General features: G+C 33.3%; 10 protein-coding genes. 8 read left to right on the plus strand and 2 right to left on the minus strand.

The window, feature by feature from the left end:
- The 7 genes from A1D18_RS06835 to A1D18_RS01850 form a co-directional block, all read left to right on the plus strand.
- The coding region (locus tag A1D18_RS06835; RefSeq protein ID WP_216095014.1) for a hypothetical protein at nucleotides 1-752 on the plus strand (752 nt) is incomplete at its 5' end.
- Nucleotides 753-769: 17 nt separating this feature from the next.
- Nucleotides 770-1,141, plus strand: a complete 372-nt coding sequence (locus A1D18_RS01825; protein WP_071662121.1) for a hypothetical protein — start codon at nucleotides 770-772, stop codon at nucleotides 1,139-1,141.
- Between the two features lie 90 nt (nucleotides 1,142-1,231).
- Nucleotides 1,232-1,501 (plus strand): hypothetical protein, encoded by a 270-nt coding sequence (locus A1D18_RS01830; RefSeq protein ID WP_071662122.1) that lies wholly within the window; start codon nucleotides 1,232-1,234, stop codon nucleotides 1,499-1,501.
- 342 nt (nucleotides 1,502-1,843) lie between these two features.
- Nucleotides 1,844-2,215 carry a hypothetical protein gene (locus A1D18_RS01835; RefSeq protein ID WP_071662123.1) on the plus strand — a complete coding sequence of 124 codons (372 nt, stop codon included), beginning with the start codon at nucleotides 1,844-1,846 and terminating at the stop codon, nucleotides 2,213-2,215.
- Nucleotides 2,216-2,305: 90 nt separating this feature from the next.
- On the plus strand, nucleotides 2,306-2,950 hold the full coding sequence (locus A1D18_RS01840; RefSeq protein ID WP_143750414.1) for a hypothetical protein: 645 nt from the start codon (nucleotides 2,306-2,308) through the stop codon (nucleotides 2,948-2,950).
- Nucleotides 2,951-3,249: 299 nt separating this feature from the next.
- On the plus strand, nucleotides 3,250-4,863 hold the full coding sequence (locus A1D18_RS01845; protein ID WP_071662125.1) for a hypothetical protein: 1,614 nt from the start codon (nucleotides 3,250-3,252) through the stop codon (nucleotides 4,861-4,863).
- 157 nt (nucleotides 4,864-5,020) lie between these two features.
- Nucleotides 5,021-11,752 carry an NB-ARC domain-containing protein gene (locus tag A1D18_RS01850; RefSeq protein ID WP_071662126.1) on the plus strand — a complete coding sequence of 2,244 codons (6,732 nt, stop codon included), beginning with the start codon at nucleotides 5,021-5,023 and terminating at the stop codon, nucleotides 11,750-11,752.
- Between the two features lie 99 nt (nucleotides 11,753-11,851).
- Here A1D18_RS01850 and A1D18_RS01855 read toward each other — a convergent pair whose 3' ends face one another.
- Entirely contained in the window at nucleotides 11,852-12,967 is a 1,116-nt protein-coding gene (locus A1D18_RS01855) for a hypothetical protein (RefSeq protein WP_071662127.1), read from the minus strand.
- Nucleotides 12,968-13,196: 229 nt separating this feature from the next.
- Nucleotides 13,197-13,688 (minus strand): DM13 domain-containing protein, encoded by a 492-nt coding sequence (locus tag A1D18_RS01860; protein ID WP_071662128.1) that lies wholly within the window; start codon nucleotides 13,686-13,688, stop codon nucleotides 13,197-13,199.
- A 659-nt stretch (nucleotides 13,689-14,347) separates the two neighbouring features.
- Here A1D18_RS01860 and A1D18_RS01865 point away from each other — a divergent pair.
- Nucleotides 14,348-16,573, plus strand: coding sequence for a hypothetical protein (locus A1D18_RS01865; RefSeq protein ID WP_071662129.1), 2,226 nt, complete (start codon nucleotides 14,348-14,350; stop codon nucleotides 16,571-16,573).
- The last annotated feature ends 3 nt before the right edge of the window (nucleotides 16,574-16,576 follow it).

Consider the following 16,576-nt stretch of genomic DNA (forward strand, 5'->3'; position numbering starts at 1 on the left):
GCGAAGAAGTGAGTCATTTTTATCATCCCACACCACCACCAAGAAATCCCAATGGATTCTGGCAGCGCTTCGAACAACGTTATGAAAGTGTTTTCGAACATCGTGCGTTAATAGCCGAAGGTCGAGCGGCAGCTAATAGTGAAGTGATGAATGAAAGTTTAGGACATGCAGCAGCTAATCAACAAAACTACTTGGATTTAGGCTATGCCGACAGTAATGCTCAGTATGGAGCAGGCTTGATAGCAATGTCAGAAATACCTGCTACTAAAACTATTCGATTAGGAATTCAAGCAACAAGGTTTCTGGCTGAAAATAAATGGGGATTTTTTGAAAGAAATATCGCAGAAAAGCCTTTAAATTTAGTAGAAAATGAAGCAAGTAATCATATTAATGCACTACGTTTGCAACGATCATTTACTATTGAGCAAGCTAAGTCTATTTTTGATGAAACAGGTGGATTGTTGCCTGAAGTAATTCAAAGCTCAACTCGTTTAAAGATAAATCCGTTTCGCAATACGGAGTTAAATGAGGCGTTATCTGGCCGAGCTGGAAATTTATCTGATTGGCGTAAATATGTAACAGAATCCATTCCTAGTCCTTCTGGTAATTTTCGAATGCATTTTTATCATAATTCAGTTACTAATGATGTTTATTATGATATGGATTACAAAGCGGTGTTTAATCATGAAGGTTCATGGAAGCTCCCACTTTCACCAAATTTTGAATTTGAACCACCACGTTTTACGTTTTAAATTAAGGAGATAAAAAAATGAAAGTTAAATGTATAACTATCTACAATGAATTTACAAAAGAATATGTGAAAGAAAGTAGTTGGATAACCATAGGAAAAGAATATATTATTTTAGGAATTGAAATACGTAAAAATGAAGTTTCTTATCTCATTGCAAGTGATTCTGAACAGATGCCGGTGTTGCAAAATGCTATACAATTTGAAATCATAAATGGAAAAATTCCATCTAATTGGAAAATAGTACCTGATGAACTTGCATTATTTTCTATTCTGCCTAGTGCATGGTGCGAACCTGGCATCATGGAGGCTTTTTATGATCACGAACCTGAAGCATTAAAGATTTACAGACGTGAAGCTACTTTTATTTATCAAGAAGAAGGAATGCTTTAGAACGACATTTTTTTAAAATAATGAAAGTAAAATATATAAAATTTTGGAATTAGCTAAGAAATCATTTAGCTTTGCATAAATTTAGTGAGAATGATGCTGAATTATTTTGAAATAGAAAACAAAATAAATAAAGGAAATAGTATCTTTAAAGAAATAGCAATTAATGCGATCAAAAATTGTAAACCAGATATTGAAAATGAAAATTTTGAAAGTGCTACCCAGAAACTTCCGCTAATTCATAACTTTTTCTTTGGATCACCAGAAATATGGAACTCAGATTATTTTTATACTGTAGAATTATTATCGTATTTGGAGGAGGTTAATGACGCAAAAAGAATAAAAAAACAATTAGTTTATTAGAGGGGTTGGCTAGTAAAAGTTAATTGAGGCGAGTCGCGGTGCAGGAAGTATTACGCAAACAACGATAGACCAACAAGGGGACTCGAATTTAATTAACGATGCAGAATTTACTGCGACTACGTCGTTACCGTCGGTTATAAATTTTTATTTTCTTATCTGTAAAAAAGCTAAGAACAACGGAATTTATTATTGAAATTTAATTTATTTATCTTTATTTCCGTAAATTAAATAAGATTCTAGTTGGCGAAAATTTTTTCAAACTAGTGCTTTAATTTAAATTAAATTAATAGTATTATCTGCCCCCTTAGTATTTAAACAACAATAAAAAAGGAACGTTAAACCATGAAGAAAAAGCTAATCTGTTTATTGGCTAGTCTTATATTACTTTCTGCTTGCGCGGGAAGAACTCCAAATCCCATTCCTCTGCACCAACCCGGTGATGAAAGCCTTACCTGTAATGCTTTGAAACTGGAATTAATGAATAACCAATCTAAAATTACAAATCTCATTCCACAGCAAAACAAAATAGGGAAAAATATCGCGCTAGGTGTTGCCGGTGCGTTTATTATTGTGCCTTGGTTTTTCATGGATTTCTCTGATGCTGAACGCATCGAAATCCAATCCTATCAACTGCGTGATAATTGGTTACGAACTCTTTATATCAAGAAAAAATGCGGTGATTTACCTCCAGCCATTAAATTTCAAGATCAATAAATTTCGTAATCGTTCGAATATTTTATCTTTCAATCACTTGGGATGTTAATACATCCCAAGCTTTCAAAAATAATAATAATAAAGTAATCAATGTTTAATAATAATCGGGTTTTAAAAATATTTAACAGTCTAATAGCGATGTATATAGGTTTCTTCTTGGCGGGTTGCGTATCAACTATCCAAATGACACCTGGAGAAGCAAACTCTATTAAAACGATAGAAGTGAGTCAAAAAGTTATTCCTGCCAAAAGAATGTATTATTTAGATCAAAAACAAATATGGGCAAGAGCTTGTATAGGCGTTTTAGCTTGTGCAATCCCTTCTTATGATGAACAACAGATCAAAGAAGCAACGCTTAAAGAAAAAATTCAAATTACAGAAATCGTCAGAAATGAATTTATAAACCAATTAAAACAAACTGCACGCTTTAAAATTGCAAATAAAGACTATTCAGATGCTATTTTATATCTTGAGATTCGCATCTATGGTTTGACTATTCCAACAGGATTCACAAATAAATTAAAGCCAGTTTTAATGGTTGTGGGTAGACTCATTAATCATGATGGTAAGGTCTTATGGCAAGACAGTGAGAGTATTCGATCTTTCAAAAATTTGCCTGACTTTGAAGCGTCAGAATTGTTACAAGATCCACATAACCTATTTGTAGCTTGGAATGCTGCAGCCAAAGTAGTGTCCAAAAAATTAGTTAAGTCATTAACTTCGCTTCGTAGATGAATATTAAAATTAAAGAAAAGTAAAAAAACTTTATAATTTTTAACCTTATTATATTTCAGCTTATATCGACTGTGGCATTTGCACAGTCTCTTCCAAATTGACAGTTTTCATTATGTAACCTCCAATGATTTATGGCATCATCTAATCGTATGAATCTGGAGGTTACATTGCCCTTTTTATTTTGCGTAATATTTTTTATATCTAAAAAATATATTTTTATTAAAAATTAATATTTAATAAATTGATAATAAAAAGTGCTTATAATCATTGCTCTTATTATCCTGACGGAAGATTTTCCTATGTTAGTTAATTACGAAATTTTAACAGTGCGATTAAACCGTTACTTAAGTGAGCAATATCCTGATGTTACTACGCATACCGATATTTTTGAGCATGCTTTTCTGCGTTTTTTAGGTTATCAGTCTGTGCCGGAAAAATGTCTATTTAAAGATAATCAGCCTAACCATAGTTTATCTATTTATTTGAAAGCACCCTATAACATAGCGAATAGCGAATTTATCGATGCTTTACGAATCTGTGCTACAGGGGGCTTTTCAGCTATTCGCATTGAAGAAATTAATCCTAATTCAGACCAGGGATTTTGTGTTCGATTATCTATTCCTTACCCATTGATTGATGCTCATTTATCAGGGATATTTCAAAGTATTGATAAGATATTGGCCGATCCATTAAAAATGAATTTTTATTGCTATTGGAATATCCACGCTATAAAATTTAGATTTGCTTTAACTATGATGCGCATTGAAGAATTAGCCCGTGAAAAATTATTACACTATCCTCAGATGACCCTCGATGAGGTATGGAGCGCTATCATCCAAAAGGAAACGAGAAAAGATTTCAATGTAAAATTTTTAGAAAAAAAAGTATCCGTCGATGTTAATAATTTTCCAAAAATCACATTGATCTATGAGGAAAATGGAGAAAAAAACGAAATAGCGATGACTCGTGATCAAATAGTGACAACACTAGCGGGGGAGACTCTCGATAAATTTTTTATCCACGATATCACTTTACAAGAATTCATTACTCCAGCCGAGATAAGCCAATTTATTGAAAAAAAATATCATCGCTTTTTTTCTATTAATACAGAATGTCATTATGAAATCGATCTCGGCTATCACTATGCAGAAAGAAAGATTTTAGAAAAATACGATATAAAAGAATTATCGCGGCCCTATCGGCCTAATGGGGATGCACCAGAGAGAACTCAGATTTATGTTTATGATAAGGACAATTATCAGAAATTGTTACTTGCGCTTAAAGAAATAAAAGGCGAGAAGTGTTTTAATGAAAGGTGGCATCAATTAACTTATTATATTCATCATCAAATGTGGGGAAAACTAGATAAAGAATTAAAGTTTTTACTTAATTTGAAAGTAAAAATGGGAGTGGAGATAGATTATACGGAGTTGCTGATACGCTTGTACTACCATGCCAGAGATAATTTACAAAAAGAAGCCCAGAAAAATACAATTGCAACGATAGAAAAAGTTTGTAAGTCTTTAGTTAGCACGATGCCATTGAAAAGTGAGATGCAAAAAGAAATAGATAAGCTTTTATTTGAATTAACGCTACTACGTATGAATCAGCTAAAAACTAGTGATGAAACGAAACGTTTAGGTTTGAAAAAAGAATTATTTATTTATACACAGAGAATAGGTTTAGAAGAAAGTAATCATTATTTAGCAGAAATTGCTGGCTTAGGATTTGGAAATACTTTTTCTGAGAACGTTAATGAAAATCCCATTGCAGTACTTCTAGAGATTGCTGAGAAGTACAAAGTTGCTATCGAAGAGAATGCTCGTCTTAAAAGTGAAGGAGACAAGCCATCTTCACAAGAAGCTATAGCGAGTTCAAACATTAATAAAGTATCTTATTTCTCACGAAAATAAAATAGTTCTATATCTCTAGACTCGCTGATTTTATATATTCAGCGAGTTTTTATTCCCCCCTTTTTATTTTTGTATAAATTAAAATATTATGTTTTAATAAGTAAGTAATTATTTTGTTAAATAATTGAGTTACCTTTTTTAAAAGGAGTTAATAATAATGAAGTCTGCTCAATCAGCATCCAATAATTTTCTTGCGCCAGTAGCGAATAAAAATCAGTATTGGTGGGATGGATTAAAAAAAAATAATTCCTTTCACGCACCCTATTTTTCAAACATTCGGGTTCATCGCTCAGATGAAGATAATTTTGTCGAAGCAACTCGCCAAGGGTTTTATAATTATTGGTTGACTTTGGAAGAGGTGACTGATATTGCTCATTTGGAATACAATAATTTTAAAGATTCAAGTCAAAGACCCCATTCAGATTTTCAATCGTCTAATTCATTAGCCCATTTAATTGATAAAATAACGAGTTTTCAAATACGTGCTAAACAAACCAATACAGCCCGTGAAACGTTGATTTTTAATATTGGTTATGCGCACTGGATTACGATGGTTCTTTCTTATCAGCAAGAAAGGTTTACACTCTATTATGTCAATTCATTAAATTATCGATTACCAGCAGAAATCCAACAATTTTTAGAAGCGCAGCATATTTTATTGAATAATTTAAGCGAGTATTTATTTCAGGACATGAATAATAGTAATGTCGGGTTGTGGACTTTAGAAATTGCTGAAAATCTGAATACCATGTTAGATAAACATCTCAGCTTAGAAACGATGAAAGTAATCCTTTCTTATCTGCCTCATCAATATGATGCTAATTATTTTAACGAAAGAAGAAAAGTGTTAGCAGGAAAACTCAGCCAGTATACTCACTTTTTAAAGTTAGTGGGATCGTCGACCTCAGATCTTAGTCCGACCATTGATCCCTTTTCGTTTGCAAGCGTAGAGGAGCCGATGTTAAAAAAAGCGAGAATTGAATGGGAAGGTGAAGCCGTTAAACTTCGTTTAAGCTTATTTGTTGAAACCTATATAAGCTATACCTGTAAGATGTTAGGTGTTTATCATATCATCGCTAAAGGAGATAGATTAAGTTTAGAAAGCTTAAAAACCGAATTAAAGATAGGAGCAACCGCTGCGTTGTTAGGAATGACGGTAACTCAAGGCGTAGCAGGATCTATCCCTTCTTTGGTAGCCACAGTGAGATCAATGAGCGCGCATTATTATTTATTATCCAAAGATAAAGCGTGTAAAATTACAAAGGCTTTTGAAAATGTACTGTCGGGTGAGTTAAGTGGCTTATTAGCAGTAGTCGCAGTAGAGATTTTTCATAGCTTTGAAAGTCAATTTATGTCTGTAACGGATAAAGCGGGATATAAAATAGCGATAGAAAAGTTAGCAGAAGATGCAGCGGCTCGATCACTCAATTATATTATTGCAACTACTTCGCAAAATATTCCTCCTTTCGTTACTCGAGAATTACTCAGTACAGGCGTTATTTTAGGTCATTCAGACAACTTTTTTGACCCAAGCATTAAAAAAATGCGTTTTCGTGTAGCGGGTGCCAGTGTATTAGACCCGCACGGGAAAACACTGAGTACTGCTAATTTATATGAACAAACTGGTGTCCGTGTTTTTTATATCAAAACTCAACAGACACGCTTTTATAAGTTAAAGAAATTTTTTAATAGTTTTTATGGTTATCGTTTACTGCTGTCTTGGGAAAAACAAACAAATGGCGAGCTTAAAGAAACTTTTATAAAGGATTATCAGCAACAAGAATTGTCACTACCGCAATTAAAAAATCAATTTGAATATACGTTATGGAATTATCACTATGTTTTAAAAGATAATAGGATTGATCAAGAAGCAAAGGATATTTTAGATAAACTAAAAAAAACCGATCAAATTCAACTTCTTTCTCATGTCACTCTAAAAAATACACTGCAACCACAGGAGTCTATACTTTTTAACTTGAGAAAACCGATAAGTAATTTTAGTGGCAGGAAAGAGGTTTTACATAAGTTACACCAGTTATTAATATCAAACGATAATTTAGCTGTTATTTCACAGGGTTTGTCTGACTTAACATTGGATGAATCTGTTAGCTCAAGTACCACGGCAGCTCAAACTGCTTTAAGCGGCTTAGGAGGTATAGGAAAAACACAGCTCGCTTTGCGTTACGCCGAATTATATGCATCTGATTATGATAATAATGTGATCTGGATTAATGCGGATACAAAAGGTGACGTTATAAACTCTTTAAAGAACTTAGCTGTTAAATTAAACTTATCCGACAAAAATACATTGGGTACTAATAAAGAATTTGCTGAATTATTATCTGAAATTTATCAGTATTTTTCTAATAGAAAAAGCCTATTTATTTTTGATAATGTGGAAAACTATCAAGAGTTTGAGGAATTTTTACCAAAAAGTTTAATTGGAAATACACCGATTATATTAATCACTTCACGTTTTAATCATTGGAAGAATATATTTCAAGTCTTATTACTCAACGTATTTAATGATCAAGAAGCACTAGAATTTATAAAAAAAGAATTAAATATAAATACATCTCAGCAAGATGCCAAAATAAAAGAACTCACTAGATTAGTACAAGGTTTACCTTTGGCGCTGCAGCAAGCCGTTGCTTATATTACGATGCAAAAAAACGTTGATAGCTCCTTTGGAGTGGATAATTATATTGAATATTTTAAAACTAATGCGGAAAAAATACTTAATTTCAAATTTTCAGAATATAGTAATGATCCTTATTTTAAAGCAGTGTTTATTACCTGGGAAATTAGTTTGGGTACAATAAAAAACGTTAAACCTACTGGGAAAACAGCTTTAAATATTTTAAATATCATGGCGTATTTATATCCTGATAATATTAAAAATGATTTATTTTTAAATTTATATCCTCTTGAAGAGGTCAGCCGTGCCATTCATCTACTTAAAAGTTATTCCATGATTAATACAGGGAGTCAAACAGATATTTCTATAGTTCATCGTTTAGTACAAAAAGTGGTTCGTATCAATCTAGAAAAGCATTTTGTCGCGTTAGAAAAAAATGCTGAAAACATAATTTTTATCACACAAGACTATTATATAAATCATGATATAGGGTTACACTATATTTACTTTTTATTACACATGGTTAAGCACGATCACTTAGTTTCTCGCCTTAAATTAGGTAGTACTAGAAGCTCTGCCATCGATGTCTTTATTTTATCCAATTATAATATTGATTTAGTTTATTTTTACGATGCCGCGTACTTAATATTAACTAAAAAAGATTATGCTCAATTTATAGGAGAGGCTTTATTTTTATATATTAAAAATGGATTATTATTTTTTCTGTCTGAAACAATCTTTTATTTGGAAAAACAGTTAGAGGAAGGGTTGCTCACTGCAACGAATACATGGGCCATACTTGATTATCGTTACCGAACAGCTATTAACTACCCTGGCTGGTTAGCCTCATCCGATGATGATTTACAAGAAAGACAAATAGTCAGTATACATTTAACATTAGCGTTTCAAAAAAGATTTACTGAAAAATTCTCGATTTGTGAGCTTGGAAAACGTCAGTCTAGAGAGGTGAGTTGTCGATCCAGAGAATCCGATAATCAAGCGAATAAAATAGGCTTAATTCAACATCATTTACACTTGCTAAGACAAGCTATAAATTTAACATCAGAAAAATGGGTGAATAAAATTAATTTACCTAATTTTTTGCAAGAAGAATGGAGTCAGGTTGCGTTAAATCTTGAAAAAGGTATAGAAAATAATTTGTTGGCAGACGCGTTTAATAGCACGTGGGTATCTGAAGAACTATTTGCTTTAGCTGAAAAAGGATTGCTGGAAAAAAATTTATTATTTAATAGAACACAAGTGCCTACTACGCTTCAAACTAAAAAAATGACTCTAAATAAAGCTAAATCTTTTTTAACTCATGTTATGAAAATAACGAGGTCTTTTAGAAAGCGCGGTCCTTCTTCAATAGGTAATGGCTATACTGTTGCAAAGGAATTAAAAGATTTTAAAAAATTAAAAGCGCTCCAGGGCAATGACGCGAGTTCATCGTTGAGTGATTTAACTGGTTTTGCTCTATCAGAAACGGATAGAAGAGGTCAATCGAATCTTGACATAGAAACTTTTTTAAATCTTATCGAGGACATTTCACTGCTCAGCGAAGATGATCCAATGATCATTATCGATATTTGGAGTTGGGCAAAAAACAATATTAATCAGACTATTCGTCAAGTTAATCAGCTTGAGCGCTATGTACATCTTAATAAAGAAGAAAAGTTAACAGAAAGTTTACGTGCTTTAATGCACCTTAACCCTTCTGATTATTTGGAAGCTAAGGCCATTAATAACCAGCTAGTTAAAAATGCGCTAGCTTTTTTAAAAAATATAGACTCTATTCAGAATTATGTTTTTCCATCCGCCTATTCATCGTCACAATTAGTTAAAGATAATCAGATTTTTTTACAAGAAAAACAGTCAATTAAACTCGATTCGACAATGCCAGACAAGCTAACCCATGAAGAAGGCTATCTTTTTTGTTTATCGGGTATATTAGGGAATAAATCCTATGTAAAATCTTCAGAATGGGTTTATATAGAGCCTTATCCACCTTTTATGCACCCTAATTTAGTGACTACATACCTTTGTGAGGGTGCATTAGGGGTTGAATTGACTAAAAACAGAACGGGAAATGCGACGTTAATTGCTTTAGATACAGGAAGCGATATCGCTATTGGCGTTCCTGATCGGCTCAATATTTTTCTAGTTAATAATGGTGATAAAAATTATACAGGTGGACATGCAGGGAATTTATTCTTTATACAAGGAGATAAAATTAAGGGAACTCTAGAGGGAGGAAACCGAGAGAATATTATTCTATTAGAAAATTTTTTACCTCATGCCGCTTACATTTTATTTGATAAACAGGGTTTGCTCTGTGAACAAAGTGAAGCGATCGACCTCCATTGTAAAGAAGGTCTTCAATTGAAACATATTCAGCATGTCTATGGTAGAAAGCAATTAAAAGATATTGTTTTTGTCAGTGAAGGTATCGAGTATGTTGATGGTTTTTCTGGAAAAAATGAGGACGAATGTGATTATATTTATTTGACTCGTTATGTAACACGCTATTTGGAGCTAGTACTGAGACCTGATACCATTATTTATGCTTTTGACGATAATTTTTTATTAAAAATATCCTTAATAAATTATCGATTGAGTCAGCAAGTTGGTAATGTGTCCATACTCGTCCGTTCTAATGAAGCCATTGAACATCGATTTACTGTTGAATTTTCTTTAAATGAACTCGATAAAATAGTTTTTTCAGAGAATGAAATATATTTCATTTTTTTACATAAAAAAAATTTTTTTAATTTGCGCATTTCTGATCCATTTTCTAGGTTACTATTACGTACTATTCAATTTTCTTTTTCCTCTCAACAAGAGTTGAAATTAGCAAAGTCAAACTATCTCTATATTCGAGAGTTAAATACTTATACGGTTAATAAATTAGTAAACTACTATAGTACTTTTTCTCAGCGTTTACAGATGGTATTACGAATCTTTGCGGTGCCTAGCAAAATAATGCTGCAGGTTGGTTATGCTGGCCAACCGATCATACTTTATAATGAACCCTCGATAAAAAATTATTTAATCAGTCAAGGCGATAAAACGATCTACTTAATTAAGCCTCCTTTGAAAGTAATAGAATTTCCTATGCCTGAAATAGTCATTGTTTCTTTAGGTGAAAAAAATGCTTTAAATACATTAGATCTAAGTGAAGTATGGAAGCAAGCCCGGCGTATTTGCCCTAGGCAAAACATAACAACCGAAATAATTGAGCAGAATCAGAGTTTAATACTCAGTTTAAAGGTTGACTATTATTGGTTATCAATGACTGAATGTGCGCCATTAGAAAGTATTTGGCCTATTGTTACGATAAGATTACACAATGCGTTAATGGATAATAGTTACCAGAATTTAGAAGTTATTTTAGATAATAGTCCGCTTATCATTGCTTTCGATGAACGAATCCATTGGCATTTACAAGCTTACCCTTTGATTTTTGGTCATGAGAAAGCCATTATTATTCTCACTAAAAACGATTTCATGCCAGACGCTAATATTCTTGTGCTTAAAGACATGAATCATAGGAAATATAGTTTTTTTTGTCATAATGAAACAGATTTAATCTTAACCAATGTATTTGACCCGCTGACTCCAGTCGATGAATTTTGTACCGTCGTATACAGTCAATTTTATCAAGTACCCGAAATGCGCGAGAAGGTATTAACGACAAAACTGACTTTCCTTGATCAGCAAGTTATTCTCAAAAAAGAAGAAGAAAATATTATTAATGCCGCTCCGTTTGATTTTAATCAAATCAATTTAACTCTAAATAGACAAAAATTATTCAATAAAGAGCAATCAGAGGGTCAGGTACGGATTAGACGACAAGTAAAAACAAAACAAAAGCTTGCAAAAACTAAAAACAACCTGTCAAAAAAGCAGACTAATCGTCAACTTCACTTCAGATTGGGGAAATCAAATGTGAGCTTCTTTGATACAATAACTTCAGACACGCAACCGTCTTTTCCACTCGCTAAGCCCTCGCTTTCTTATAATGAGAGTTATTCGCATTCCAATGTTACTCCTTTTCTAACGAATAATACCGACATTAATAGTCAGTCAGTATTTTTAACTTGGATATATCATAGGCTATGGGGAAAAAACCCAAAATTATTAAACTTCAGACCTTCTGTCGAAATGGAAAATGAAAATCAGGTATACAAAGCGATTGATTATTATGAAAGATTACAGAATGATAGTAGCTATACTCATTTGAGACACTGAAATTTTCAATCATTAAAAAATGGGCCTCTAGTCAAATTTGCGTATATCGTTGCTCACTATTATCTATTTTTCTGAAGTCATAGGACACTTCACTCTGTATTACTTTCTTAACTGAGTAGTCTGTGGTTTTTCTTCTTCTAAGTCCTGTTCCTTTTTTTCAGGTGAATGTGGCCAAAATAAAAGATTTTTTGGTAAGTACTTAGAAAGATTTAATCCATGTGGCTGTTTGGATTTGATCGAATCGGATTGAGATGTATCATTAGGTTGATCTCCCCATTCAATGGTGCCATCAGGATTTCTATAAGCAAATAGGGGTTCTTTTTTTTCTTCTAAGGGAAATAATGATTCGGGTTGATTTTTTTTAAACTTTTTAAGTTTCTTGTTAGAAAATGAATCCAGTGTTGATTTTTCAGGATCAGCAAAATTTACACACATTTTTTTTTTTGCGCGAGGTAATGTTTCATTGAGTAGCTTCTGAGAGGTGAGTGTATTGTCGGCACCCAAGGAAAAATGTTGTGTTGCGGGCTCTTTAATCCGCTGCGAAAAACTGACATAGTCTGGGTTAGATAAAAAAAATTCATTATAGTCTACAGATGAATTAGGCTTATTGTGAGTTAGTGGCTTCTGAGGAGTTAGTGTATTATCGGCATCTAAGGAAAAATATTCTGTGGGTGATTCTCCAATCCTTCGCAAAAAATCTATATACAAATTGTTTTGTAGAACAAATTCAGCATAGTCTTCAGACGAATTTCGATTCAAGAGCGTTTCAGCAGCAATATTAGTATCTGAGAGAAAGTATCCTGTGGGTTCTATGGCTCCAGGCTGAATAGTTTCAGGCTCTCGGTTAGATAAACCAAGTTGAGAAAAATTTTCACATAAATTTTCATTAATTCTAGGCAATAATTCACACGGCCTAGCTCTTGATTTTTTAGGTTTTTTTTTTCGAGTTGATCTATCTAAATGGGAATATTTGAGTAGCTTTTCGTCTCCACAGCCAATATTGACATATTCTGGGCTAGGTACAGATAAACTTTTACGTGGCAGAGGCCGTGGTGGTTTTAATGGTTTTTGCGAAGCTAAACTATTTGCATGATCGAATTGTACATATTGGGTGGGTTCTCTTTCTGTATCAGTTAAATTAAATTCGGTGCTATTTTTAGCTAAAGCGTCAAATCCTTCTTCGAATTTATTTATTGTGTTATTAAAGTTTTCCATAATTAGCTTTCCCTCTAATTTTAGTTTTTTCTATAGCTGGGTTTAATTATAATACTTTTTTTAAAAGAATACTAAAAATTTAATTAAATCAACTTAAAAATTTTTTAATTATTTTTTGATTTTATTGATGACTTCATAAATCCAGCCTTTCTAATAAACTGCATATAGAAAACTTTAAAGCAAGACAATGTTAGTTTGTGCACATCACTTCATTAAAGAACCTTATTAATTAGCTAAAATTTAAATTAGCTGAGGTAATAAGTTGCGAAAATGAAACGCACCAAACTACAACGGAATGCATTTCTGACATATTAACTTGACTTGGAACAGGATAAACTTGGCTTCCTTGAAAGCTTTTTAATATCCCTATATCAATTTTTTTTGAATTTTTAAAAGCAGCATTGGTTGTGATGTTTCTAGCATCCGACAAGAAAACATGAAAAGCAGGTCCTGGACCCACTTTGAAATCCTTACCCAGAAGAACCTCGTATTGATTTTTTGATTTATAAACACTCACTGAGCCCTTGCCATAATGAGCCCGATCTTTAGGATTGGGATGGATAAACATGCCGGTTGCGACTTTGGTTTTAGTCTCGATATTGGCAATTTTTTCGTTTACCGTAGGCGGAGGAAAAATGAACGGATAGACAATAAGCATAGCGGTTAGTCCCACCAGAAAACCTATTACGCCGGCAATTAGGCTTCGAATACTGCTTCTCATAAATTTCTCCTAGTACATTTAATTTCGATTCATAAAATTACCGTACTTTATTTTGCCACTCATAGCTTAGCAAAATTCACAGGGGTTACTCATACTTACAAGAAAGTAAAGTAGCGCATTATTTGTTCGAATATCAGTGGAAGTGAAGGATGACAATCGTTTAAACCTTAGCTTCTAGAATTAAATAAGCGTTTATATTATAGTATTTATCAATCATTCGTCTAGGACGTTTTGTGAAAATCTCACTATTAGCTGCCAAACGGCTATAGTCACGAATTATTACAAAATGGCGAGTAATTTTTCCCAATCTTATCGATAAATCGAGCACTGAATTGTCCACTGTAAATATTTCCTTAAGATTCTGCGATAGGATGGGACTTGCAAACTAACTTTTAAGCTTTAGTTATTTCAACGATAAATAAAATTAAAGGAACTTTATGTTATGCATCATCCTCAAAAAAATAATCCTAATGACAATAATTTAGATGATCTGATGGGACAATGTGAATTTTTATAAAATAGTAGTGAAAGCGCATTTGTTACAGCTCAGGATTTTTTAAAGCCTTATCTAGGAGGGAAGTGTATTTGGCAGGATAAAGAATACGTCCTTGATGAGACTTTAATTAAACAATATTTAACTGAGATATTTTATTTTGATTATGAAACTTCTACTGATTCAGGAAGAACCACTGAGTTGGAATGGTTTACTGAATGTTTTCAAAAATGGATTAGTTAAAGATTGTTTAGATTTAATTGGAAAAATAAGTTCTTCACAATGGGATGATATTCTTCTTAAACACACTCAAGGCCACCTTTTTTTATACAGTGTTATTAAGTATCAATCGACACAAGTGAGTTTAGCATTAATTAACAGAGTGGGTTCATCGGTACTAGAACAAGTATTAGCTAAACTATCTGCGGATAAATTCAATTCGGTCTTAAAGACCAAATCTTCAGTGATTTGTAAAGCATTGTTAAAGAAACTTGGCCATATTCCTCATGTTCCTTTGAGACCAGAAGCTAAACTAGCTATCTACGCAAAAGAATTTGGATTTCGTCCATTTAATCTAACTAAATTCATGGCTATCGTATTAAATCCATTGGGAGTCATTAGAAAAGGAATAAATAACTCAACATTAGAAATAAAAGAACGTAGTTTGACAGGTGTTTTGAAGAAAATATGCTTATATCAATCACCGGAGGTGTTTATTGAATTTTTTGCCAAACTTTCTAAACAACAGCTTCAGGAAATTGTTTTACCTTTAGACTTACCGGAACTAGAAAAAAGTTTACCTTATTTTTTATTATCTAAAAACTTACATGTACCACCACTCTCTAATGCTTTTTATAATTATTTAAAAGGGTATCAACCGTTAAAAGATAAATTAAAGTCTCATGATGATCCGCTTTTAGCCAACTGTATCGATTTTTATTTTGAAGGAAAAGGTGACATACCACCGGAATTAAGGGGAGTATTTATTGCAGGATTGCGGGCGAAAGTTAGCCTATCTAAAAAGGGAATGGCTTTTTTAGAGGTTTTACAAGACACTATTCCCACTACTTCGATGTACGCTGTTTCGGATAATGAAACCCCTTCTACATCAAAGTCTGTCGATTTGAATCCCGACCCACAACACATCGGGAGATATGGCGTTTTATCTTGGCATCATTACCGACAACTTCGTATGCAATTCAAGCATAGGCGGTTGCAATCGGTATTGGATCAGCTATTCAGGGCTGATTTACTATTTAATGGTAGCGATGCCGTTTTTACTGGTTTTCTTAGTAATAACCTGGAATCGGCCGCTCGTAATGAGTTTGATGCAGTCCAACGAGCGTCAGTTTGTATTCAGGAATTCAAAGGCCTCCTAAAAATAATCAAACCAGAGGCGTGGCCGTTTTTTGTTGATCAATTAGAAAATTTAAACGAACGTCCTAAATTACGTAGGGAAGTTGATTCGCCTACGCATAAATTTGTTCATCTGACGGGCGATATCGTTCCTTATCAAAAAAAACGACGACAAAAAACCAACTATACTCATACCAAAAAAACTTCAACCACGTTGCTTTCTCCGCAAATGGCTACAGGTGTATTTGGAGAAAACCTGTCTAAAACTCGTGTGCTCGTGGGATTATTGTTTGATCTCGATCAATGTCATATAAAAGCCATGCTGCTTACAGATGCCTCAACCCTAAACCATGATTGGTTGGGTAATAAAAGAAATGTCAATAATTTTAAGCTTCAAATGGCGAATATTAATCAGACTGATTGGGGTTTGTTTTTGGAAGAGCTTAGAGAAAGGGCTCACCATAATGAAGTGTTAGCCAAAGTGAGTAAGGAAGCGATGCGTGCTATTGTGATTGCTCGAGATACACCGAAGGCTCGACATATCGCTATCGAACGTCACGCGGAAGTGATGGAAAAATTTGCTATCGATTTACCGATTATCTTTTATACTTCATCACTCCAGTCTTTGCGACATTATAGCTTGAGCGAGCAACAAGATGATCAGCGTGCTTGGGCAGAGAACTTAAAGGTGTGTTCACTTCGCGAGCAAGTGAGTAAATCAAATGTTTTAACCATTTTAAATAAAGCACTCAACAAAAATGATTGGCAACTGGGACCGTTGGGTAGTGGCACTCGGATAAAAAATAAGCCGGTACCCCGTACCGTTGTTTTTTTTGCAGCAGAGGTTGCTAAAGCCTATAAATCAGAGCAATCAGAAAATGCTAGTTACACATGGGTAGAAGCAGAACAAAAGATAAGCAACCTATTAATAGAAAAAACCACGCAAAGCAGATTTTTTCAGCCAGTGAATGGTCGTTCTAATGATACGGTAAATTTTTTCAAAGATTTACTTAAGGTAATTTCAAGAAATAGGTAGACT

Origin of the sequence: Candidatus Rickettsiella isopodorum (genome assembly GCF_001881495.1) — a bacterium.
Classification (GTDB): Bacteria; Pseudomonadota; Gammaproteobacteria; order Diplorickettsiales; family Diplorickettsiaceae; genus Aquirickettsiella; species Aquirickettsiella isopodorum.